Here is a 24,372-nt window from a genome sequence, read left to right as displayed (position 1 = left end):
CAACGGACGTAACTGGTTCGATCGAGTTGCCAAAAGACAAAGAAATGGTAATGCCAGGTGATAACGTATCTATCACAGTAAAACTGATCAACCCGATCGCGATGGAAGAAGGCTTGCGCTTCGCTATCCGTGAAGGCGGTCGTACTGTTGGTGCGGGCGTTGTTGCTAAGATCATCGAGTAATAAATTAAGTGGTAAAACAATATAGCGACTTGCCAAGGTCGCTATATTGATCAAGTGGTAACAAGCAGTAGGGGTGTAGCTCAATTGGCAGAGCGTCGGTCTCCAAAACCGAAGGTTGTAGGTTCGATTCCTACCGCCCCTGCCACCATCAAGGCCGCAGGGCACCGAAAGTAAATTAAGTATGTCTAATCATTCCGTACAAACTGTAAGTACTTCCAATGACAAATATAAGGTCATCTTGGCAGTTGCTGCGCTGGTTTCGGGAATTGCTGCTTTTTATATTCTTGCTGGTCAGTCCACCTGGGTTCGGGTTGCTGCGCTAGTAGTAGGTTTGGCAATTGCTGCTGGATTGATTGCTGTCTCTGAGATGGGCAGAAATTTTGTAGAATTTGCAAAAGAAGCTGTTCGCGAAACCAAAAAGGTGGTTTGGCCTACACGTAAAGAAGCTGGTCAAATTACAGCTGTTGTGTTCGGCTTTGTTTTGGTTATGGCGATATTTCTCTGGGGAACTGATAAGTTTCTAGAGTTCTTGTTGTATGACGTAATCCTCGGATGGAAAAAATAATGAGCGATAACATTCAGGAAGACGAACAAGGTACAGCGCCAGAGGTGTCTGTACCTAAAAGTGCTAAAAAATGGTACGCAGTGCATGCGTATTCGGGCATGGAGAAAAGTGTTCACCGTGCTTTATTGGAACGTATAGAGCGTGCAGAAATGCAAGATCTGTTTGGGCGCATTTTAGTGCCAACAGAAGAAGTAATTGAAGTTCGCAATGGTCGTAAAGCAGTGACCGAGCGTCGTTTGTTCCCAAGTTATGTGTTTGTTGAAATGGAAATGACTGACGACACATGGCACTTGGTGAAAAACACGAGCAAAGTGACAGGTTTTATCGGTGGCAAATCGAATAAGCCATCACCGATTCCTCAGCACGAAGTGGATAAGATTTTGCAGCAGATGCAAGATGGTGTTGAGAAACCAAGACCAAAAGTATTGTATGAAGTTGGTGAAGTTGTCCGTATCAAAGAAGGTCCATTCACAGATTTCAATGGCAACGTTGAAGAAGTGAATTACGAAAAATCTAAAGTACGTGTGACAGTAACGATCTTTGGTCGTGCTACACCAGTGGAGTTGGAATTCGCTCAGGTGGAGAAAGTCTGAGCGTCTCGTCATAAATAATGCAGTAAAAAACGTTGATCGGTACGTTAAAAGAAATTTTAAAAACTGGTCGGTAAGCAGGCAGAGGAGCCTGGCAGCATGGAATGATGTTGTTGGGCGCTACTACTCAATTAATGAAGGAGCCAAACATGGCAAAGAAAATTATTGGTTTTATCAAGCTGCAAGTGCCAGCTGGTAAAGCAAATCCATCCCCACCGATTGGTCCAGCATTGGGTCAACGTGGTTTGAATATCATGGAATTCTGCAAAGCATTTAATGCACAGACCCAAGGTATGGAACCAGGTATGCCGATTCCTGTTGTGATCACCGCATTTGCTGACAAGTCTTTCACATTCGTGATGAAGACGCCACCGGCAACATACATGATCAAAAAAGCAGCTGGTATCACTAAAGGCTCTGCTAAGCCGCATACTGACAAAGTTGGTAAGATCACTCGTGCGCAAGCTGAAGAAATCGCGACCGTAAAACGCGCTGATTTGACAGCAGCTGATATGGACGCAGCAGTGCGTACAATCGCTGGTTCAGCTCGCTCTATGGGCATCACGGTGGAGGGTCTGTAATGGCTAAGTTATCTAAAAAAGCAAAGTTGCTCGCAACTAAGGTTGATCGTCTGAAAGTGTATCCATTTGATAACGCTATCGCGTTGATCAAAGAATGCGCTACAGCAAAATTCAACGAATCTATCGACGTTTCTGTACAACTCGGTGTTGATCCTAAGAAATCTGATCAAGTTGTTCGTGGCGCGGTTGTATTGCCAGCTGGTACAGGTAAAACTGTACGCGTAGCCGTATTCGCACAAGGCGCAAAAGCTGAAGAAGCTAAAGCAGCTGGTGCAGATATCGTTGGTATGGAAGATTTGGCTGAACGCATCAAAGGTGGCGATATGCCATTCGACGTTGTGATCGCTTCTCCAGACACTATGCGTATCGTTGGTACATTGGGTCAAGTTTTGGGTCCACGTGGTCTGATGCCTAACCCGAAAGTTGGTACAGTAACTCCTGACGTAGCAACAGCAGTTAAAAATGCTAAAGCTGGTCAAGTTCAATATCGTACAGACAAAGCAGGTATTATTCATACAACTATCGGCCGTAAATCTTTCGCTGATGGTGATTTGAAATCAAACCTGGTTGCGCTGATCGAAGCATTGAACAAAGCTAAACCAGCATCCAGCAAAGGTGTGTATCTGCGTAAAGTCTCTATCTCATCGACGATGGGTGCAGGCGTACGTGTTGATCACGCAAATCTGGGCTAAGCAAAAAATTAAGTCCCTGTGCTGAAAAGCATAGGGCGCATCTTTGGGCTGGATGTTTGGAAATAAACATCCAGAGTGTCAAAGACCGTGGGGCTTAAATCAAGGTTTAAGTTAAACATCTGGAGAGTAATCGACAGAGCCCAACGCAGATGGTGTACCCGAGCAAGTTTTGTAGTGAATACTGGTTCGCCAGTGAAACTCCTAACTTCGGACGCCGTGTTCGAAACGATATGAGGGAAGTACATCATTCCGATGCACCGACTGAGTATCATTAATGGAGGTTGACCGTGAGTCTCAATCTGAATGACAAAAAAGCCGTCGTCGCTGAAGTCTCTGCAAAAGTAGCAACTGCTCAGACTATCGTCGTGGCTGAATATCGTGGCATCCAGGTCGGTCATTTGACGCAATTACGTGCTTCTGCACGTGCTCAAGGCGTCTACATGCGCGTGTTGAAAAACACACTCGCACGTCGCGCTGTTGAGGGAACTGTATTTGCAAGTCTCGCTTCTGAAATGACCGGCCCGTTGATCTATGCGATCTCGGACGATGCTGTTGCTGCTGCTAAAGTCGTTCAAGACTTTGCAAAAGGCAATGACAAACTGGTTGTTAAAGCGGGTAACTATGCAGGCAAATCGCTGGATAAAGCTGGCGTTGTCGCATTGGCAAGCATTCCTGCGCGTGAAGTACTGTTGGCACAAGTGTTGGGTATGATGCAGGCTCCTGTATCTGCATTCGCACGTGCTCTGGCAGCACTTTCCGCAAAGAAAGAATCCGATTCTCCAGCAGCACCAGTAGCTGAAGCTACTGAAGCCGCCGCAGAATAAGAACTTTCTGTCAAATACCGAATCAATGTAATTAATAAATTGGAGTTTCAAATGGCAATTAGCAAAGAAGATATCCTGGAAGCCGTAGGCGCGATGTCCGTAATGGACCTGAACGACCTGGTTAAAGCTTTCGAAGAAAAATTTGGCGTTTCCGCTGCTGCAATGTCCGCTGGTCCAGCTGCTGCTGGTGCTGGTGCTGCTGCTGCTGAAGAACAAACAGAATTCAACGTAATTCTGGCTGAAGTTGGCGCGAACAAAGTTGGCGTAATTAAAGCAGTTCGTGAATTGACTGGTCTGGGCTTGAAAGAAGCTAAAGACGTAGTTGATGGCGCACCAAAAACAGTTAAAGAAGCAGTTTCTAAAGCTGATGCTGAAGCAGCTAAAAAGAAATTGGAAGAAGCTGGCGCGAAAGCAGAAATCAAGTAATGCTGTACATGGCAAATCTTCGGATTTGCCAGGGTCAAAAGCAGGAATCCTCTCGAAAGAGAAGATTCCTCTTTGGCTTCTTTGTCGTTCAGGGTTGTTTTGCTGTTTATTAAGACCGAGGGCTGAGACTTGAGGTTTTTTGTCGCAGGGTTGATTTAATTTTGTGACAGGAATCCTGAATTCTCCATCCTTCCTTGTCACTCACGGAGTGTCCATGCACTACTCATTTACTGAGAAGAAGCGTATTCGTAAATCTTTTGCGAAGCGCGCCAACGTCCACAACGTTCCGTTCTTGCTGGCGACTCAAATCGAGTCGTATCAAAGCTTTTTGCAAGAAGACAGAACACCGGCAAACCGAAAAAATGAGGGTCTGCAGTCGGCCTTCACTTCGATTTTCCCTATCGTTTCACACAATGGATTCGCTCGTCTCGAATTCTTATCTTACGTTTTAGGCGATCCGGCATTTGACGTCAAGGAATGTCAACTGCGTGGTCTGACCTATGCGTCACCTTTGCGTGCGAAAGTGCGTCTGGTGATCCTGGATAAAGAATCCCCGACCAAGCCTGTCGTTAAAGAAATGAAAGAACAAGAAGTCTACATGGGCGAATTGCCTTTGATGACAACCACTGGTTCTTTCGTTGTTAACGGTACCGAGCGTGTGATTGTTTCCCAGTTGCATCGTTCTCCGGGTGTGTTCTTTGAACATGACCGCGGTAAAACGCATTCTTCCGGTAAGTTGCTGTTCTCAGCACGTATCATTCCTTACCGTGGTTCATGGCTGGATTTCGAATTCGATCCGAAAGATATCTTATTCTTCCGTATCGATCGCCGTCGTAAGATGCCAGTGACAATTTTGTTGCGTGCTATCGGCATGAGCAACGAACAGATCCTGGCTAACTTCTTCGTCTTTGATAATTTTAATCTGCACAACGATGGCGCAGAAATGGAATTCGTCGCTGAACGCTTGCGTGGTGAAGTTGCACGTTTCGATATCGCTGACAAGTCAGGCAAACTGATCGTTGCGAAAGACAAGCGGATCAATGCGAAGCACGTACGCGAAATCGAAGCGGGTGGCATCAAGCACATCTCCGTGCCTGAAGACTATCTGTTAGGTCGCGTAATTGCTAAAAACATCATCGACGCTGATACCGGCGAAGTGATTGCGAACGCCAATGATGAACTGACAGAAGAATTGTTAGGCCGTCTGCGTGAAGCCAATGTGACAGATATCCAAACGCTGTACACCAATGATCTGGATCAGGGTGCTTATATCTCCCAGACTTTGCGTGCAGATGACACAGCAGACCAGATGGCTGCCCGTGTAGCGATCTACCGCATGATGCGTCCTGGCGAACCGCCAACAGAAGATTCCGTTGAAGCTTTGTTCAATGGTTTGTTCTACAGCGAAGAACGTTACGACTTGTCCGCCGTGGGCCGTATGAAATTCAACCGCCGTATTGGCCGCGATGAATTGACTGGTGCCATGACATTGTCGAACGAAGACGTGTTGGCCGTGATTAAAATCTTGGTTGAGTTGCGCAATGGTCGCGGCGAAGTCGATGATATTGATCACTTAGGTAACCGTCGCGTTCGTTGCGTTGGTGAGCTGGCTGAGAATCAATTCCGTGCTGGTCTGGTACGTGTAGAACGTGCTGTGAAAGAGCGTCTGGGTCAGGCTGAAGCCGATAACCTGATGCCGCACGATCTGATCAACTCAAAACCAATTTCTGCTGCAATTCGTGAATTCTTCGGTTCTTCACAATTGTCTCAGTTTATGGATCAGACAAACCCATTGTCCGAGATCACGCATAAGCGTCGTATTTCCGCACTGGGACCTGGTGGTTTGACACGTGAGCGTGCTGGCTTTGAAGTACGTGACGTTCACCCAACTCACTACGGTCGCGTTTGCCCGATTGAAACTCCAGAGGGACCAAACATTGGTTTGATCAACTCGCTGGCGTTGTACGCTCGTTTGAACGAGTACGGTTTCCTGGAAACACCATACCGTAAAGTTGTCGACAGCAAGATCACTAACCAGATCGATTACCTGTCTGCTATCGAAGAAGGTCGTTACATCATCGCTCAGGCGAATGCAACGATCGACGGCGCTGGTACATTGACGGATGAATTGGTTTCTTCCCGTCAGGCTGGTGAAACAATTCTGGTTTCTCCAGAGCGCGTACAGTACATGGACGTGGCAACTGGTCAGGTGGTTTCTGTTGCGGCATCCTTGATTCCGTTCCTGGAACACGATGATGCGAACCGTGCATTGATGGGTGCCAACATGCAACGTCAGGCTGTTCCTTGCTTGCGTCCAGAAAAAGCATTCGTCGGTACTGGTATCGAACGTACCGTCGCAGTTGACTCCGGTACAACGGTACAAGCATTGCGTGGCGGTAAAGTCGATTACATCGATGCAGGTCGTATTGTTATTCGTGTCAACGACGCTGAAGCGCAAGCTGGTGAAGTTGGTGTCGATATCTACAATTTGATCAAGTACACACGTTCCAACCAGAATACCAACATCAACCAACGTCCTATCGTTAAAGTCGGCGACGTGGTTGCTAAAGGTGACGTATTGGCTGACGGCGCGTCAACAGACATGGGTGAATTGGCGCTGGGCCAAAACATGCTGGTCGCGTTTATGCCATGGAACGGCTATAACTTCGAAGATTCGATCCTGATCTCCGAAAAAGTCGTTGCTGATGATCGCTACACATCGATTCATATCGAAGAGTTGTCGGTTGTTGCTCGTGACACAAAGTTGGGCGCGGAAGAAATCACACGTGATATCTCTAACCTGGCTGAAAACCAATTAGCACGTCTGGATGAATCCGGTATCGTCTACATCGGTGCAGAAGTGACCGCTGGCGACACACTGGTCGGTAAAGTGACACCAAAAGGTGAAACTCAGCTGACACCAGAAGAAAAACTGTTGCGCGCAATTTTCGGTGAAAAAGCATCTGACGTAAAAGACACCTCCCTGCGCGTGCCTTCAGGCATGGTTGGTACCGTCATTGACGTTCAAGTGTTCACACGCGAAGGCATCCAACGCGACAAACGTGCACAACAAATTATCGATGATGAATTGAAGCGCTATCGCCTCGATCTGAACGATCAGTTGCGTATTGTTGAAGGCGATGCATTTGAGCGTCTGGAACGTATGTTAGATGGCAAGATCGCTGATGGCGGTCCAGCTAAACTGGCAAAAGGCAGCAAGATCACGAAAGAGTATCTGGCGAGCATCGACAAATACCACTGGTTCGACATTCGTCTGGCATCAGACGACGCAGCGAATGCATTGGTTGCGATGAAAGATTCTATCGCTGAGAAACGTCATCAGTTTGATTTAGCGTTCGAAGAAAAACGCACCAAGTTGACACAAGGCGATGAGTTGCCACCAGGCGTACAAAAAATGGTCAAGGTGTACCTGGCTGTTAAACGTCGCTTGCAACCAGGTGACAAGATGGCGGGTCGTCACGGTAATAAGGGTGTGGTTTCTCGCATCGTTCCTATCGAAGACATGCCATACATGGCTGACGGTACTCCAGCGGACATCGTGTTGAACCCATTGGGTGTTCCATCACGGATGAACGTTGGTCAGGTTCTGGAAGTCCATCTGGGTTGGGCTGCTAAAGGTTTGGGCTTACGTATCGGCGAAATGCTGAAAGCAAAAGCAAAAGTAGAAGAACTGCGTGAATTCCTGAAAAAGATTTATAACGAATCTGGTAAAAAGGAAGACATCGACGGCTTCTCTGATGCTGAGATCCTGGAATTGACGAACAACCTGAAAAACGGTGTTCCGTTTGCTACGCCAGTGTTTGACGGTGCGCACGAAAGTGAAATCCGTCGCATGCTGGATCTGGCGTTCCCTGACCATATCGCGCAACAACTGGGTATGACACCGTCGAAAAATCAGGTAACACTGTTTGACGGCCGTACTGGTGAAGCGTTTGAACGTAAGGTAACTCTGGGTTACATGCACGTTCTCAAGCTGCATCATCTGGTTGATGATAAAATGCATGCCCGTTCGACTGGTCCTTACTCTCTGGTTACTCAACAACCATTGGGCGGTAAAGCACAGTTCGGTGGTCAGCGTTTCGGTGAGATGGAAGTTTGGGCACTGGAAGCATACGGCGCGTCTTATGTCTTGCAAGAGATGTTGACAGTCAAGTCCGATGACGTCAATGGACGTACTAAAGTGTACGAAAATCTCGTTAAGGGCGATCACGTGATCGACGCTGGCATGCCAGAATCGTTCAACGTGTTGGTCAAAGAGATTCGTTCCTTGGGTATCGACATCGACCTCGAACGCAATTAATTAGTAAAAACAGAAGCTTGCCGCGCCTTTTACAGGGATGCGGCAGGTGTTCTGAAGAAGTAGATAGTATTTAGATAGTAGTGAGAATTTAGTACTAAAACCATCGCCCGAATTCGCTTCGGGCGTTGGTCATTCAGCTAGCCAGCAGTTTGGAAGCGGATTTTCGTTCCCGGTATGAGCGGAACCAGCGTCGTAAGACCCGGCTCTCCCGTTTATGCGAACAGGGTAAGGCGAAAGACCTTCTGTTGCAGCACCATTCAGCCACCAAGCGTTTTCAAGCGCTTTACTGGAGTGATATACATGAAAGCCCTGCTCGATCTTTTCAAGCAAGTCCAACCAAACGAACAATTTGACGCGATCAAAATTGGTCTGGCGTCACCGGATAAAATCCGTTCCTGGTCCTATGGCGAAGTTAAAAAGCCGGAAACCATCAACTACCGTACGTTCAAACCTGAGCGCGATGGCCTGTTTTGCGCCAAAATTTTTGGCCCAATCAAAGATTACGAATGCTTGTGTGGTAAATACAAGCGTTTGAAACACCGTGGTGTGATTTGCGAAAAATGCGGCGTTGAAGTGACATTGGCTAAAGTGCGTCGTGAACGCATGGGCCACATTGAACTGGCATCCCCAACCGCACACATCTGGTTCCTGAAATCCCTGCCATCCCGTTTGGGTATGGTGCTCGACATGACATTGCGCGATATCGAACGCGTTCTGTACTTTGAAGCATACGTTGTGACCGACCCGGGTATGACGCCGCTGAAAAAATGCCAGATCATGTCTGAAGATGACTACGCTGCAAAATACGAAGAACATGGCGATGAATTCACTGCGTTCATGGGTGCAGAAGGTATCCGTGAATTGCTGCGCTCTATCGACATCGATCGTGATGCAGAAACATTGCGTACAGAACTCAAAGAATCCAAATCTGAAGCCAAGATCAAAAAATACGCGAAGCGCTTAAAAGTGTTGGAAGCGTTCCAACGTTCTGGCATCAAGCCAGACTGGATGATCATGGAAGTATTGCCAGTGTTGCCGCCAGAGTTGCGTCCATTGGTACCGCTGGATGGTGGTCGTTTTGCGACATCCGATCTGAACGATTTGTATCGCCGCGTGATTAACCGTAACAACCGTCTGAAGCGCCTGATGGAATTGCGCGCACCAGAAATCATCACACGCAACGAAAAGCGTATGTTGCAAGAAGCGGTTGACTCCTTGCTCGATAACGGTCGTCGCGGCAAAGCCATGACAGGCGCGAACAAGCGTCCATTGAAATCTCTGGCTGAGATGATCAAAGGTAAAGGCGGTCGTTTCCGTCAGAACTTGTTGGGTAAACGTGTTGATTACTCCGGTCGTTCCGTTATCGTGGTGGGTCCACAACTGAAATTGCATCAGTGCGGTCTGCCAAAATTGATGGCATTAGAACTGTTCAAACCATTTATTTTCAATAAACTGGAATTGATGGGTCTGGCAACAACGATCAAAGCAGCGAAAAAACTGGTTGAAATCCAAGAACCTGTCGTTTGGGATATTCTGGAAGAAGTCATTCGCGAACATCCAATCATGTTGAACCGTGCACCTACATTGCACCGTTTGGGTATTCAAGCGTTTGAGCCAGTATTGATTGAAGGTAAAGCGATCCAGTTGCACCCACTCGTTTGTGCGGCGTTCAATGCCGACTTCGACGGTGATCAGATGGCGGTTCACGTTCCTTTGTCTATCGAAGCACAGATGGAAGCACGCACATTGATGCTGGCATCCAACAATATTCTGTTCCCGTCCAACGGCGAACCGTCTATCGTGCCTTCACAAGATATCGTTTTGGGTCTGTATCACGGTTCTCGCGAAGCCATCAACGGCAAGGGCGAGGGCATGATGTTCCCTGACGTATCTGAAGCGTTGCGTGCCTGGGACAACAAAGAAGTGGAACTGGCAACGCGCGTGACAGTGCGTATTACAGAATATCCAAAAGATCCAGTCACTGGTGAATTCGTTAAAACGATCAAACGTTACGAAACCACCGTTGGTCGCGCGATCTTGTCAGAAATTCTGCCAAAAGGCTTGCCATTCACCGTACTGAACCGTGCGTTGAAGAAAAAAGAAATTTCTAAACTGATCGATACCTCCTTCCGTAAGTGCGGTCTGCGCGCAACGGTCGTCTTTGCCGATCAATTGATGCAAATGGGTTTCCGCCTGGCGACACGCGCTGGTATCTCCATCTGTATCGATGACATGTTAGTACCACCACAAAAAGTCACTCTGTTGGCAACAGCAGAACACGAAGTGAAGCAGATCGAACAGCAATACGCGTCCGGTCTGGTGACTGCGGGTGAACGTTACAATAAAGTGGTCGATATCTGGGGCAAAACTGGTGATGAAGTCGGTAAAGCCATGATGGAACAGCTCAAAGTAGAGCCAGTGACTCGTCGTGACGGTACTGTCGGCACACAAGAATCATTCAATGCGATTTACATGATGGCTGACTCCGGTGCGCGTGGTTCTGCAGCACAGATTCGTCAGTTGGCAGGTATGCGTGGTCTGATGGCGAAACCGGATGGTTCGATTATCGAAACACCGATTACCGCGAACTTCCGCGAGGGTCTGAACGTTTTGCAGTACTTTATTTCCACTCACGGTGCGCGTAAAGGTCTGGCAGATACGGCGTTGAAAACAGCGAACTCAGGTTACCTGACACGTCGTCTGGTTGACGTTACACAAGATCTGGTTGTGGTAGAAGACGATTGCGGAACAGCAAACGGCTCCTCCATGAAAGCGATCGTTGAGGGCGGTGAAGTTAACGTGCCTTTGCGTGAATTGATCCTGGGTCGCGTTGCAGCAAACGATATCGTTAATCCAGAAACACAAGAAACATTGTACGAAGCAGGTACCTTGCTCGATGAAACTTCTGTAGAAGAAATCGAACGTCTGGGCATCGATGAAGTGAAAGTCCGTACACCACTGACATGTGACACACGTTACGGTCTGTGCGCTATGTGCTACGGTCGTGATCTGGGTCGCGGCTCGATGGTCAATGCTGGTGAAGCAGTGGGTGTTATCGCTGCGCAGTCCATCGGTGAACCAGGTACACAGTTGACAATGCGTACGTTCCACATCGGTGGTGCAGCATCTCGTGCAGCAGTGGCTTCTTCGGTTGAAGCAAAATCCAACGGTACGATCCGTTTCACAGCGACAATGCGTTATGTGACCAACGGTAAAGGAGATCAGATCGTGATTTCCCGTTCCGGTGAAGTCCTGATCACTGACGACCACGGTCGTGAGCGCGAACGTCATAAAGTACCTTACGGTGCAACATTGATCGTTAAAGATGGCATGGTGATCAAAGCTGGTACAGCATTGGCAACATGGGATCCTTTGACACGTCCGATCATTACTGAATACACCGGTACTGTGAAATTCGAAAACGTCGAAGAAGGCGTGACCGTTGCGAAGCAGGTTGATGAAGTCACCGGCTTGTCGACACTGGTAGCGATCGATGCGAAACGTCGTGGTAGCGCAGCAGGTAAAACACTGCGTCCACAGGTGAAGCTGTTGAACGAACAAGGTGAAGAAGTCAAGATTTCTGGTACCGAACACGCAGTAACGATCGGCTTCCAGGTGGGCGCGCTGATTACCGTAAAAGACGGTCAGCAAGTTCACGTTGGTGAAGTATTGGCGCGTATCCCGACTGAATCACAAAAAACACGTGATATTACCGGTGGTCTCCCACGCGTTGCTGAATTGTTCGAAGCACGTTCACCAAAAGATGCAGGTATGTTGGCTGAGGTAACTGGTACGGTCGCGTTTGGTAAAGAAACCAAAGGTAAGCAACGTCTGGAAATCACCGACATGGACGGCGAGAAACACGAGTTCCTGATCACCAAAGACAAACAAGTTCTGGTGCATGACGGCCAGGTGGTGAACAAGGGTGAGATGATTGTTGACGGCCCAGCCGATCCACAAGACATCCTGCGTTTGTTGGGTATCGAAGCGCTGGCACGTTACATCGTTGACGAAGTTCAAGACGTGTACCGTTTGCAAGGCGTTAAGATTAATGACAAGCACATTGAAGTGATCGTACGTCAGATGTTGCGTCGCGTTGTTGTGGTTAATCCAGGCGATGCAAATTACATCGTTGGTGAACAAGTTGAACGTTCTGACCTGTTAGGTGAAAACGATCGCGTGACTGCTGCTGGCGGTATCCCTGCAACTTACGAAAATATCTTGTTGGGTATTACCAAAGCGTCCTTGTCGACTGACTCGTTCATCTCTGCGGCTTCTTTCCAGGAAACCACACGTGTTCTGACCGAAGCAGCGATTATGGGCAAAAAAGATGGTCTGCGTGGCTTGAAAGAAAACGTCATCGTTGGTCGTCTGATCCCAGCAGGTACAGGTCTGGCATTCCACCGCGCTCGCAAGTTGAAAGAAACTTGGGAAGCGGATGAGCGTCAAGCGATGTTGGATGCAGAAAAAGCGATTTTCTCTCCAGCCCCTGAAGTTGCAGCCTCTGATGTGACTGAAGGCGAAGCTTAAGCTCCTCCGAAGTAATCTGAAAAAGGCACCGCAGTTCATTCTGTGGTGCTTTTTTTTATGTCTGTCGATACTGTTATCCAAGACTATCCTGATGTCTTACTTTTTGCGCCATTGTTGCTTCATTTTTAATATAAATTGATCGCTCTTTGTAGAACAAAGCCTGATGTGGCTCGGCAGCCACTTACCTTTCTTGCTTCGCCAAGAAAGGTAAGCCAAAGAAGGCGACGCTGAAGGGGACGCTAAGACTTTACACTGCGGGTGCCGTCACTGCGTGTCGGCACAATTAGCGCGTCACGTGAAACGGGAAACTGTCGAAACTCGCTGCGCTCAGACAACGACATTTTCTGATCCGTTTTCCATGAAGCACTCATTGCTTTGTCTAAAGCAGTGAAAATCAACAGCGACATTGCCGTGAATACAGATACTCAATCGGGCGGATTACGCCCGTCCTGCGCGACAACCAGGCTGCGAGAAACGATTGCCACGCAAAGAAGAGTGACGACACAAAGACCCCATAAAGGTATCATGGCACCGTTGCGCAATTTAATTCTTATCCCACATGTCCGAACAAATAAGTCACCCCAATGTAGTACTCGATGCCAACAAAATAACTGCATTGCGCGATGCGTTTGGCATGTTGCTGGATATCGAAGTCGTACCAGAAACTGGCTCGACTAATAGCGATCTGATGGCACGTCTGACGGCTCTGCAAAGACCTGTATGCCGCCTTGCCGTACACCAGACGGCAGGCCGTGGACGTGCTGGTCGTCGCTGGAGTTCTGAGGCGGGGAGTATGTTAATGTTCTCCATCGCCTGGCCAATGGCGAAGTCGGCGCATGAATTAATGGGCTTGCCGTTAGCAGTCGGCGTTGCATTGGCTGAGGTCTTGCATAGTCTGGATTTGCCGGTGCAATTAAAATGGCCGAACGACATTCTGCGGGACGGCAAAAAACTCGCCGGAATTTTGATCGAGAGTGCTACAAAAAAAGACGGTGGCACCTGGATCGTTACCGGTATAGGTTTAAACTTACTGGTATCGGATTCGTTCGAAGCCTCAATCGGGCGCCCCATCGCCGAAGCGCCGTGGTTAGCGCGTATGGATAGAAATGCCTTGACCGCCACCTTGCTGAATGCGTTGGCGAGGGCATTCGATCAATTCGAACGTGAAGGGTTCACCGCCTTTTCAGAACGCTGGAATAAGCTCCATGCGTATGCAAATCAGGAAGTCAGCATCATCGATCAAGGGCAAACGATACAAACAGGCGTCGCACTGGGTGTCGATGTGGCAGGGCGTCTGGTGTTGCAGACGATCAGCGGGCAAGTAGCTATTGTGGCAGGTGACGTATCCTTACGACCTGTTGAATAAACGAGAAAAGTCAAATGCTATTACTGATAGACGCGGGAAATACCCGCATAAAATGGGGTATTCCGGATAGTCAACAGCCGCCGGCGCCGTCCAAGCCGCAATGGCGCATCATCACTTCCGTAGCGCATGATCAGACCGATCAATTGGTGTCCGCCTGGCAGCAGCACCCTATCTCTAAAATCTTGATATCGAACGTTGCCGGGACAGAAGTTAAAGCGCGCTTAACCACTTTATTAGCACAAGCATTTCCCGGATTACAGCCGGAGTGGTTCGCCTCACAGAAGGCGTGTGCTGGCGTGAGAAACAGCTATGCAAACCCGCAACAACTTGGCTGCGATCGCTTTGCGTCGGCGATTGCAGCGACGTATCTCTATCCATCTCAACACGTCATCGTTGCCACTTGTGGCACCGCGACGACGGTCGATGCGGTAAGCGCCCGGGCAGAATTTTCTGGTGGCATGATATTACCGGGGCTTAAGCTGATGGCAGAATCACTCGCCCGTAATACCGCACAATTGCCGCAGGTCGCTGAAAGCATCCAAGTTGATCAACCATTTGCCGACAATACTGATCAAGCGATTGTGAGCGGTTGTATTCATGCCCAGGCAGGCGCTATTACGCTGGCATACCATCTGCTGCAAAAAAAACAAGCAGAAACGGTCATTTGTCTCATTTCTGGTGGTGCCGCACCGTATCTTTTGCCACATCTGTCATTTCAATGTGAACATATCGCTAATCTGGTCTTGACGGGACTCTTTGTCGTGGCACAATCGAACCCAAGCTGATTTCATCCAATTACTATCATGTTGCGATTTTTTTTCTGGTTTCTGTTGGTTGTTAATGCCGTCGTTCTGGCGTTTAATTTTGGCTTGTTAGGAAACTGGCCTTTGGAAACCCGCGAGCCGGAAAAACTCAAGCAGCAGCATCACGTGAATCAACTGCGGCAAGTTCCTGCCAGTGTGGCGCTCGCACCCGTTGCACCACCTCCAGAAAAAAAGGATGAAATTACCGCTTGCCTGGAAATCGGCAATTTTTTACAGACTGAGGTGCCTAAATTTGAAGCAAAGCTAAAAGACCTTGCTCTGGGTGACCGGCAGTCACGCTTGAACGTCAGTGATTCCGCCACGCATATGGTGTATATCCCTTCACAAGGAAGCAAAGAAGGTGCGGATAGAAAAGTGAGCGAATTAAAGCGTATTAACGTCACCGACTTCTTTGTGATTCAAGACCAAGGCCCTTTGCGTTGGGGCATATCATTGGGTGTGTTTAAAACCGAAGAAGGCGCCAAACAGCATCTGAATGCCTTAATTGCCAAAGGCGTTCATACCGCGAAAATCATGCCGCGCACGGTGACGACGAATAAATTTTCGTATCAATTACGGGCATTAAATATTGATGAGAAAGCCAAATTCGACGCGCTGAAAGCAGAATTTCCCGCGCAAGAGGTGCGCAATTGCCAAAATGCGGCCTACGGTAAAAATTAGACCAAAAGCCAGCCCCGATGTAGAGTGGGAGCAACCCGCCAATCTATGCAATCTATGCCATGACAAAAAAATGCTTCTGGTCTGATCCTTATTGCACGCAATTAATGGCACGCGTTGCTGATATTAATGGCGCAGAGATTCAATTGGATGCAACGATTTTCTTCGCATTTTCCGGCGGACAAGAAAGTGACCACGGCACAATAGGTGGCTTGCCAGTCATCGCTGCCCGCAAACAAGAACGCGGCATCATTTACACTTTGCCAGATGATCACGGCTTCTACGTCGGTCAGCAAGTGCTCATCGAGGTTGATTGGGTGCGGCGTTATCGCTTAATGCGTCTGCATTTCGCCGCCGAACTAGTGTTGGAGTTGTTTTATAAAGCTTTGAACGGCGTCGATAAAGTCGGCGCACATATCGCTCAAAACAAGGCAAGAATTGATTTTGCGTGGCCGCAAAGCATCGCACCATTGCTGCCAGAGATCACGCAAAAGGCCAATCAAATTATTGCCGACAATGTTCCCATCCATATCGGCTATGACGACGAAGAAAACGAGCGTCGTTATTGGGAAATCGAAGGTTTCTCACGCGTCCCCTGTGGCGGCACACATGTGCGCAGCACAGGAGAGATTGGCCCTCTCCGTTTGAAACGCGAAAATAAAGCCAAAGGTAAAGAGCGTGTAGAAATTTATCTGCAGGGCGAGTAACTCGGATGCTACCTGCGCGGTGATCGCGCTTAAGAATATTTTGTAGGTTGCATGCACCCTATCTGACCTGCATTTTTGAGACCATTGAAATATGAAAAAATTGGTTTTTATTATGATCATGGCGAGTGTTCTATGCTCGTCCAAGACCAACGCAGAAACTTATACCAATATGAACGTCGCTGCATGGCGCAATGCGGCCAGAGTGGCTCTGCGCACTGTTGGGTATAACAAGGATTTGATGATCACCTACAATGAAAACCTGCCTTTACCTGCACAAAATGCCTTGAAAGAATTGGGTAAAGCGATACCGCTCAGTGAACTTCCAGAACCAGAAAAATACACCCTACCGAGCGGATTTTTGCGCGTCAATCAATTTGAACAGCAAGGAAATATCTTTGAATTTAATGCCACCCGGGGACCCATTTCTAAGGGAAACAGTTTCTTAAGTTGTGGAACAACGGCGCATTTTCGCGTTAAGTACTGGCCAGGGAAAGGCTGGGGGCAAGTTGGCATGATGGAAACCACGGTGTGCTAGACCGTTTTTTTGAGTTCCTTCGCTCACTTGCGGTAGCAGGGGAATCTCGCCACATGATCTCCTTAAGTTTGCATCAGGTTCTCATTAAATTTTCATTAATTCCCATACAATGAGAATTAAGGCTTGAGCTTTTCCCATGAAGTGCTAGCATGGACAGACTAAATTCATTTGTTGGTATTGGTTTTTATGAGTCTGAGTTCAGCCGCAACGGTAGCAACCAGTGAGCGCGTGTTGCATGTGTTGGCATGTGTTGCCCGACAAGGGCAGCCGATGTCTGCACGTGATTTGGTGGCGCAAACGGGATTGCCGCTGAGTACCATTTACCGCCATCTGGCGGCATTAAAAAAATGGGGCTGGGTGCAAGAGCATGCGCGTAGTGGTTTGTATGAGCCAGGGCCGTTAGCGGTGCAATTAGCACATGGTTTTGATCAGCACTCATGGCTCATGCAAGCAGCACGCGCGGATATTGAGCAACTGGTTGAACGTTCCGGTGAAAGCGTTGGCCTGCTTTGTTATCTGGATGGCCAAGTGATCTGTCTGGATATGCAAGAAAGCCAGCAAGCATTGCGCTGTTCATTTGCAAAAGGGCGTACCAATTCTACTGTGCGGGGTGCATCAGCCAAAGCACTTCTCGCTTTTTTGCCTGATCAAACTCGTCAGCAACACCTCGATCAACATTTCGTAGAGATTGGCACCAATGCACCTCAGCAAGAACAACACGATAGGTCTACGCTAGAACGTAGCTTGCAACTGATACGTCAGCAAGGCTACGCTACCAGCGAAAACGAAATTGATGATGGCGTCTGGGGTGTCAGTGCCCCTATTTTTTCTGGCAAACATCAAGTGATCGCCACCTTGTCCTTAATGGCACCAGCGGCGCGTGCGGCGAGCCGCCACAATGATCTAATCCACATGACGGTGACGGCCGCGCATGGCATCAGCCGCGTGCTTCAAGAGTAAAACCTATAATAAAAAACCTACAATAAAAAAACCTGCAATCGTAAAAACTAAAAGACCAAAACGGAGAACTCGCTATGCATCCTTCTTTCCATTTTAAAGCCGGCAGCGTGCCGCTACTGATTTCCATGCCGCATGTAGGCACGACCATCGCGCCAGAAGTTGCCGCACAAATGTTGCCGATTTCAGAATTGAAAGCCGATACGGACTGGCATTTGCCCTTGCTCTATAACATGGTTGATGAGCTTGGCGCATCGACCATCATTGCCGAATATTCACGTTATGTGATAGACCTCAATCGCGCGCCCGACAACGCAAATCTGTATCCAGGACAAGATACGACAGGCTTATGTCCCGTAGATACTTTCGACAAAAATCCACTCTACGCGGTTGAGAATCTACCGGATCAAGCCGAAGTGGAGCGCCGTATTGCGACTTACTGGCAACCGTATCATCAACAATTAAATGCAGAATTAGAGCGACTCTTAAGCATCCACGGACACGTCGTTTTATGGGACGCGCACTCGATTGCATCGGTGGTGCCGCGCTTTTTTGACGGCACATTGCCAGACCTGAACTTCGGTACCGCAGATCAAAAATCCTGCGCCAGTGGTTTGCAAGAAGCGCTGCAACAGACGTTGGCACAATCGATTGAAAATCAGGCTTACACGCATATTTTTAATGGCCGTTTTAAAGGTGGCTATATCACGCGTCATTATGGTCAGCCACAGCGCAACATTCATGCGGTGCAATTGGAAATGAGCCAATGCGTGTACATGAATGAAACCGCTCCGTTTGCGTATCGCCCTGACCTTGCCCAGCGGGTGCAACCGGTGCTTAAACAAGCGTTGCAAACTTGTCTGAATTGGGCACAGCAAGGAGTGTCCAAATGAGCCAGCAAAGCCTATTTGCAGTAAATGCTTACCTGCCGCAGGGATGGACAAAAAATGTACGCCTGCATTGGGATGCCGCTGGTGCTTTAACTGAGATTGAAGTCGCCGCCCAAGTGCGCACTGGAGAAACACAAGCCGAATTTGTTGTGCCGGGAATGACTAATTTGCATTCACATGCATTTCAACGTGCTATGGCTGGCATGACCGAAATGGCGGGCGAATCCAAAGATAGTTTCTGGACCTGGCGCGATCTGATGTATCGCTATGCATTGCACATCACCCCAGAACAAATACAAGCGATTGCGGCGCAGCTGTATATGGAATGTCTGCGCCAGGGTTATACCTCGGTGTGCGAATTCCATTATTTGCACAGAGCAATCGATGGTAGTTGGTATGCACGTCCGGCAGAAATGGCGCAGCGTGTGATTGCTGCCGCCACCCAAACTGGCATTGGCATCACCATGTTGCCGGTGTTGTACAGCTATGCCGATTTTAATGCGCAAGCTTTGCGCGATGATCAACGTCGTTTCAAGACTTCTGTCGATGATATTTTGCGATTGGTAGAAAATTTGGACGCAGAGCGCAGTGCTCAAATTGAAGTCGGCGTCGCCCCGCATTCGCTACGCGCGGCCAGCATAGGGCAAATCCGCGAAGTCCATGCAGCGCTGCCAGCACAACGGCCTTTGCATATCCATATCGCGGAACAAACCAAAGAAGTCGATGCCTGCCTTGCCGCGACTGGCAAGCGCCCGGTGGAATTATTATTGGAAACGGGTCTAGTTGATCAGCGCTGGTGTCTGGTGCATGCGACGCATTTGACTAAAGCAGAAGTGCGAGGCATCGCCGCCAGTGCCGCCGTCGCCGGCATTTGCACCACCACAGAAGGCAATCTGGGTGATGGATTTTTTGACCTGCCAGATTACATCGCCGCTGGTGGGCGTTTCGGTATTGGCAGTGACAGCCACGTCTCGCAAAGTCCGGTGGAAGAATTGCGCTGGCTCGAATACGGTCAGCGTTTGCGCTTGCAAGGCCGCAATATCGCCAGCGCTGCTACGCAACGTCAGGTTGGCGATTTCTTGTGGCAGCACGCATTACAAGGCGGGGCACAAGCCAGTGGCCGTCAGGTCGGACAACTCGCCAGCGGCTATCGCGCCGATATGCTGATTCTCGATGACCAACATCCCAATCTGGCCGGGCTGGCAAGTAGCGCAGTCCTCAATACGTGGATCTTTGCAGGTAACGATAATCTGGTGCGCGATGTGTACGTCGCTGGTAAGCGCATCGTGCAAGAAGGTCGCCATATTGCACAGACCGAGATTCAGCAGGCTTATGTTGAATGTATGCGGCGTTTGCGGGCGCTGTAGATTTAACTAAAGTTAAAAAAACGAGGCACCTTATGCCTCGTTTTTTTGTTGCTCACTGTACTTCATCAAATCCTATGCTAAGTTGATTCGCATGAGCAGTAGCTCACTATTCCAGCGGCGATTATTGATACGCATCAGCAGGTAGCTGAGAGCGAGTAAGCATCCTGCATAGAATGGGCCGACATGAAATAGTGGTGTATTCAGAAAACGGATTGTCAAATATATTAACCCCCCGCCTATCAAGATGTATAAAAAAAGTTTTGTTTTTGCTGGCATACCTGGCTTGTTAAAACTCGCAAAAAAAATTGCAATTGTATTGACGAATATCCATTCAAACGGTAACAGCCAATAAGTTGGTAAATCGTGTACGAAAATGAAGAAATTATTTTTATTATAGATGATGGCAATACCCTGATTTATCAACACACCAATGACTAGAACCAAAGAATGGATTTCGATTGAGGAAAATAAGATGTTATTAGCAAGTTTTCGCTGTTGGACTTTTCCAGGGATGAGAAAATAACGCCATTGAATATCTTTAACAATTAAGAAGTTTGTGAGCACCAAGCTGTAGATGAAAAGTAAAAAAATATGGAAAGGAGTCTTATCTTGAGCGGACACTTCATTGAAAATATTTGGTAAAAACAGCCCAAATAACAAGAGGCCAGACATCATACTACTCAGTGAAACTATGGTTCCTTTTTTATACTGTGTACCTACTACATTCTTTATTGCTGAATATCTCTTTAAGTGTTTTTGTAAACTTTTCCATAGTTTGATAATTATGACTTCCTTGCAAACAGGAATGCGTCTGTTTAATTGTTTTTGTAAAAAAATTAATAAGATTGGCCATATCAAGGCTAAACCAATAAGTACGTTTGTTGAAAGCAGATTTAATTGCTCAACGAAGCTCCGAACATGTCCATCGGACGAAATGAGAATGATGAAAATCAAAATAGCGCTGTTAATCCATGTACTCATCTTAGTTAGAAAGAAGCCGTAATGCATCAAAGCTATTACTAGAACCAGACTATTTACAATGGCAATAAGTACAGCGGGCATAGCGAACGACCATGGCGAGTAAGGAAACAGAAATGCCGTTCCTAAAATGCAGCTTGCAATCGTCGTGTGTCGGAGTAGTTCAAATAAAATCCCTTGTACACATTCTTGCCAGATACGTTGTGGGATTTGCTTGCTTCTTAATACCCTAGCAATTTGCGAGAGATATGCTATTTGCGTTCGGACCCGCATCGCTAATATCAGCGCAATTGTAAAACTGATGTACTGTGATAGCTGATACATATCATCTGTATATGTTGTGTTTTGAGCACTGAATAATCCTGTCAATACGACGATCGCTATGACGACGGTAAAAAATGCGTACAAAACAAAATTGCTCGCTGTGTTATCAGGGCGCAGACGTATCGAGTCTGCACTTAATTGATACGCCGGAACGAAGGAGGTTTTCATATTTTTTGCCTATAAAATATTGAATTGCTAATGTCTTTGGCTTCAACAATTATTTTAATTTCTCAAATAACAAACGGGCAGTCCATTGGCGGTTATTGATGCGCATTGTGCAAAAGCTAAATAACATCAGACCAGCGATATAGATATAATTTGCAGGAAATAGTACCCACTCTTGTTTATTCGAAAATGTTGGTAGGTGGATGAGCCAGTAGATAAAAACTGCACTTAGCATAATTAGAAAAGCTATTCTGAACCACTTTTTCATCAATGAGGGAGATATAGCGAGAGTGAACATGGCAACCCATTCAAATGGAATTCGCCAATAACGTGGTACATCAAGAAGTGCTTCGTAGGTCCATTGCGGTGCGATCAGGAAGCCTATCGTCAGAGCTAAGCAGACTAACAATAAATACGCCGTGCATTGCACTCTTAGTGTGGAAAATAGAATATTACTAGCAAGGTTTTTACGCTCTAAACCACCTGGTCTAAGGAGATAACGCCAATGCACATCGCGCACCATTAGCTGGTTTGACATCATGACCGTCAATGCGAACATCAGGAATAATCTTGAGCCGCTAACACCCGTTTCACCACTAAGACTCACGTGAAGCGGTTTTGATAATAAAACTGGAACGTAGACAGACAGGAAGGGATTGAACAGAAAGTTATTGAATACAAAATTCGTTGCGCCTTGATTCATCTTCGTTTGAATTAGCGTATAGCGTTTGATTTCACGACGAATTCGTTCGAGTAAGCCTGGTGTGCTTGTCTCGGTGGTGCTGACGTTCACAAGTAATCGATCAACCGGACGCTTAATTTGCCATATCAGCATAGCGGGCATCAAGGCCGCAATAACTAAAAGTAATACGGTTGAAATTTGATGCAAGCTATTGAATACTATTGTTGTCGTGCGAGATGCTAACAGCGTTATGATCGCTAAGCCGTACAGAAAAAGTATGATGCGTTGCCATTTCAAATTCAAGAAGCCATTATTTGCCAATCCGAACATCACACTCAGTACACAGCTCAAAGACATCAGCATCAATGAAAAAATCAAGGAAGTCGGAGCGGCGATCAGAAAGTGGACAATCAGTGTGCTTGCCGCAACAAGGTAATCTCTGAGCAAAGTCTGACATTCACTTTTCAGACTTGCTTGCCAAAGATTTTTCGGCGTGATTTGGTGTTGCAGAACGCGTGAAACTGATGCCAGATGCGCTATTGCGATTAAGATGCGAATCGTCAGCACAAAACAGAACAACCCAGTGAAGATCATGCCAAGATCCGTATCCATTGTCCTTTGCTGAATAACCCGAATAATCATGATTAACAGCACTGCCAAAAAGATTCCAGTGGACAGGAAAAAATTCAGTACAGTGGCGATGAGATTCTCTCTGGCGATGCCTTTCATGCATTCAACTCCAAAAACAGTTCATCAAGCGTCAATGCCTTGCCGCGTTCTGCCAATTCAGGTTGAAGGCGGATGTCGACGATGCAGCTTGCTTCTTTTTCGTTCTTGCTGATGATCACCGAAGGATTAATGTCGTCACTCGCTGGCACCAGACGATAAAATTCCAACATCGCGTCCCAGCTATCAAAGGCTTGCAGATGCCCGTCGCGCATAAAGGCAACATGGCTGACGACGCGTTCCAGATCATTGAGCAAATGGCTGGAAATAATTACAGTGCGCTCACGTTCCGCTTGTTGTTCATTCGCCAGATCGCCAAACATCGCCAACATAAATTCACGGCGGCTGATCGGATCGAGGTTGGAGACGGGCTCGTCAAGAATGAGCAAATCCGGGTCATGCGCGAGTGCCAATACAAACGACAGTTTTTGTTGGTCACCACCAGATAATTTGCCTACTTGTGTCGTCAGCGGTAAGTTCATCCGACAGGCGAGTCGCATGCAGCGGTCTTCATCCCAGCGCGCATAGGCTTTGCCGATTTCACGTAAATGTTCGTAGGCGGTCATCCATTCAAATACATCTGGCGTTTGTGCGACGTAACCAAGACGTTCACGCACATCGTCGTTGAGATCCAGGGATGAACAACCAAACAGTGACGAACTGCCACTATTCGGTTCACGCAAACCAACCAAGGCTTGTAGCAAGCTGCTTTTACCTGCACCATTACGACCCACTAATCCAACTACCGCGCCCGTTGGGATTGCCAGATCGATGTTTTCAAAAGCCGCCCCGCGTGGGTGATAAAGACTCAAATTTTTCGCTTGAACAATAATTTCCAGATCATTCATGTGATTCACCTTTCTCTTTTTGCTTGGTATCTTGCAGACAAGCCAGGAATAAAGCTTGTGCTTCTGCTACCGGAATTCCCAGTTGAGCGGCAACCTGGGCAGCGGCTTCTAAAGACGGACGTAATAGTTCCAGCTTGTCTTCGTTGCTGGACACATTTTGCTGATAAGCGACGGCCATCCCCACGCCACGCTTGCGGACGATGCTGCCGGCAGTTTCGAGCATGCTGTAGGCCTTGCTGACAGTCATCGGGTTAATCGCAAAATGCAACGCTACTGCCCTTACCGAAGGCAAGTCGTCATTTGGCAGCAACTGGCCGCTGGCGATCAGACGCTGCACCTGCTCGACGATCTGTCGGTAGATGGGAATTGGGGAGGATGTTTGTATATCGTATAACATGGTGTACAAGTGTATCACTACAATAATACACATTGCAAGAAGCGGCTGTGAGAAATTCAAATCTCATTAATCCGCTCTACAGCAGGCTTAAAAATTATTGCCTCTTAGATTTGATAATGAAAAAGTCTTGGTATATCAGCAAAAGCGCGTGTGCGTCGCTGGCAGGAAAGAGAAAAAAATAATCCCCTAACATCCATGCGCCTCTCAGGTCAAAAAGCAGCCACGAGGCGCATCAATA

General features: G+C 47.6%; 20 protein-coding genes, 1 tRNA gene and 1 pseudogene. 18 read left to right on the top strand and 4 right to left on the bottom strand.

Annotation, left to right across the window (positions count from 1 at the left end; translation table 11 throughout):
- The 18 genes and pseudogenes from tuf to ACO0K1_RS14465 form a co-directional block, all read left to right on the top strand.
- Positions 1 to 182: pseudogene (tuf, locus tag ACO0K1_RS14550) on the top strand (elongation factor Tu); the annotation flags it as partial.
- Positions 183 to 251: 69 nt separating this feature from the next.
- A tRNA-Trp gene (locus tag ACO0K1_RS14545) sits at positions 252 to 327 on the top strand.
- A 36-nt stretch (positions 328 to 363) separates the two neighbouring features.
- Positions 364 to 747, top strand: a complete 384-nt coding sequence (gene secE / locus ACO0K1_RS14540) for a preprotein translocase subunit SecE (RefSeq protein WP_423026943.1) — start codon at positions 364 to 366, stop codon at positions 745 to 747.
- Positions 747 to 1,340 carry a transcription termination/antitermination protein NusG gene (nusG, locus tag ACO0K1_RS14535; protein WP_423026941.1) on the top strand — a complete coding sequence of 198 codons (594 nt, stop codon included), beginning with the start codon at positions 747 to 749 and terminating at the stop codon, positions 1,338 to 1,340. Before secE ends, nusG begins: the two co-directional genes overlap by 1 nt.
- Positions 1,341 to 1,486: 146 nt before the next feature.
- A complete protein-coding gene (rplK, locus tag ACO0K1_RS14530) occupies positions 1,487 to 1,918 on the top strand; it encodes a 50S ribosomal protein L11 (protein ID WP_186913846.1) in 432 nt (143 codons plus the stop codon).
- On the top strand, positions 1,918 to 2,610 hold the full coding sequence (rplA, locus tag ACO0K1_RS14525; RefSeq protein ID WP_186913847.1) for a 50S ribosomal protein L1: 693 nt from the start codon (positions 1,918 to 1,920) through the stop codon (positions 2,608 to 2,610). The genes rplK and rplA overlap by 1 nt, the downstream gene beginning before the upstream one ends.
- A gap of 287 nt (positions 2,611 to 2,897) precedes the next feature.
- Positions 2,898 to 3,434, top strand: a complete 537-nt coding sequence (gene rplJ, locus ACO0K1_RS14520; RefSeq protein ID WP_423026939.1) for a 50S ribosomal protein L10 — start codon at positions 2,898 to 2,900, stop codon at positions 3,432 to 3,434.
- A gap of 51 nt (positions 3,435 to 3,485) precedes the next feature.
- Positions 3,486 to 3,860: a 50S ribosomal protein L7/L12 gene (rplL, locus tag ACO0K1_RS14515; protein ID WP_422990939.1), complete on the top strand. Its 375-nt coding sequence runs from the start codon at positions 3,486 to 3,488 to the stop codon at positions 3,858 to 3,860.
- Between the two features lie 214 nt (positions 3,861 to 4,074).
- The gene (rpoB, locus tag ACO0K1_RS14510) at positions 4,075 to 8,181 is read left to right on the top strand and encodes a DNA-directed RNA polymerase subunit beta (RefSeq protein WP_423026937.1); all 4,107 of its coding nucleotides are present in this window, start codon (positions 4,075 to 4,077) and stop codon (positions 8,179 to 8,181) included.
- 300 nt (positions 8,182 to 8,481) lie between these two features.
- Positions 8,482 to 12,711 carry a DNA-directed RNA polymerase subunit beta' gene (rpoC, locus tag ACO0K1_RS14505; protein WP_423026935.1) on the top strand — a complete coding sequence of 1,410 codons (4,230 nt, stop codon included), beginning with the start codon at positions 8,482 to 8,484 and terminating at the stop codon, positions 12,709 to 12,711.
- A 559-nt stretch (positions 12,712 to 13,270) separates the two neighbouring features.
- Positions 13,271 to 14,077 (top strand): biotin--[acetyl-CoA-carboxylase] ligase, encoded by an 807-nt coding sequence (locus ACO0K1_RS14500; RefSeq protein ID WP_423026933.1) that lies wholly within the window; start codon positions 13,271 to 13,273, stop codon positions 14,075 to 14,077.
- 14 nt (positions 14,078 to 14,091) lie between these two features.
- Positions 14,092 to 14,862 carry a type III pantothenate kinase gene (locus tag ACO0K1_RS14495; protein ID WP_423026931.1) on the top strand — a complete coding sequence of 257 codons (771 nt, stop codon included), beginning with the start codon at positions 14,092 to 14,094 and terminating at the stop codon, positions 14,860 to 14,862.
- Between the two features lie 18 nt (positions 14,863 to 14,880).
- The gene (locus tag ACO0K1_RS14490) at positions 14,881 to 15,561 is read left to right on the top strand and encodes an SPOR domain-containing protein (RefSeq protein ID WP_423026929.1); all 681 of its coding nucleotides are present in this window, start codon (positions 14,881 to 14,883) and stop codon (positions 15,559 to 15,561) included.
- A 59-nt stretch (positions 15,562 to 15,620) separates the two neighbouring features.
- Positions 15,621 to 16,265 carry an alanyl-tRNA editing protein gene (locus ACO0K1_RS14485; protein WP_423026927.1) on the top strand — a complete coding sequence of 215 codons (645 nt, stop codon included), beginning with the start codon at positions 15,621 to 15,623 and terminating at the stop codon, positions 16,263 to 16,265.
- A 91-nt stretch (positions 16,266 to 16,356) separates the two neighbouring features.
- On the top strand, positions 16,357 to 16,800 hold the full coding sequence (locus ACO0K1_RS14480; protein ID WP_423026925.1) for a hypothetical protein: 444 nt from the start codon (positions 16,357 to 16,359) through the stop codon (positions 16,798 to 16,800).
- Positions 16,801 to 16,986: 186 nt separating this feature from the next.
- The gene (locus ACO0K1_RS14475) at positions 16,987 to 17,760 is read left to right on the top strand and encodes an IclR family transcriptional regulator (RefSeq protein WP_423026923.1); all 774 of its coding nucleotides are present in this window, start codon (positions 16,987 to 16,989) and stop codon (positions 17,758 to 17,760) included.
- Positions 17,761 to 17,834: 74 nt separating this feature from the next.
- Positions 17,835 to 18,650 (top strand): N-formylglutamate deformylase, encoded by an 816-nt coding sequence (gene hutG, locus ACO0K1_RS14470; protein WP_423026921.1) that lies wholly within the window; start codon positions 17,835 to 17,837, stop codon positions 18,648 to 18,650.
- Positions 18,647 to 20,014, top strand: a complete 1,368-nt coding sequence (locus ACO0K1_RS14465; protein WP_423026919.1) for a formimidoylglutamate deiminase — start codon at positions 18,647 to 18,649, stop codon at positions 20,012 to 20,014. Before hutG ends, ACO0K1_RS14465 begins: the two co-directional genes overlap by 4 nt.
- A gap of 72 nt (positions 20,015 to 20,086) precedes the next feature.
- On the opposite strand, the gene ACO0K1_RS14460 is transcribed toward ACO0K1_RS14465, so the two are convergent.
- From ACO0K1_RS14460 to ACO0K1_RS14445, 4 genes are read right to left on the bottom strand one after another with little or no spacing between them, the layout of a single operon-like run.
- Entirely contained in the window at positions 20,087 to 21,484 is a 1,398-nt protein-coding gene (locus tag ACO0K1_RS14460; RefSeq protein WP_423026917.1) for a hypothetical protein, read from the bottom strand.
- A 49-nt stretch (positions 21,485 to 21,533) separates the two neighbouring features.
- Positions 21,534 to 22,892, bottom strand: coding sequence for a hypothetical protein (locus ACO0K1_RS14455; protein ID WP_423026915.1), 1,359 nt, complete (start codon positions 22,890 to 22,892; stop codon positions 21,534 to 21,536).
- Positions 22,889 to 23,737 (bottom strand): ABC transporter ATP-binding protein, encoded by an 849-nt coding sequence (locus tag ACO0K1_RS14450; RefSeq protein WP_423026913.1) that lies wholly within the window; start codon positions 23,735 to 23,737, stop codon positions 22,889 to 22,891. Before ACO0K1_RS14450 ends, ACO0K1_RS14455 begins: the two co-directional genes overlap by 4 nt.
- Entirely contained in the window at positions 23,730 to 24,134 is a 405-nt protein-coding gene (locus tag ACO0K1_RS14445; RefSeq protein WP_423026911.1) for a GntR family transcriptional regulator, read from the bottom strand. Before ACO0K1_RS14445 ends, ACO0K1_RS14450 begins: the two co-directional genes overlap by 8 nt.
- Positions 24,135 to 24,372 lie beyond the last annotated feature (238 nt).

This window comes from Undibacterium sp. SXout20W, assembly GCF_049340285.1.
Classification (GTDB): Bacteria; Pseudomonadota; Gammaproteobacteria; order Burkholderiales; family Burkholderiaceae_D; genus Undibacterium.
The sequence above is the reverse complement of the archived record's forward strand: the minus strand, read 5'-3'. Positions and strand labels throughout refer to the sequence as shown.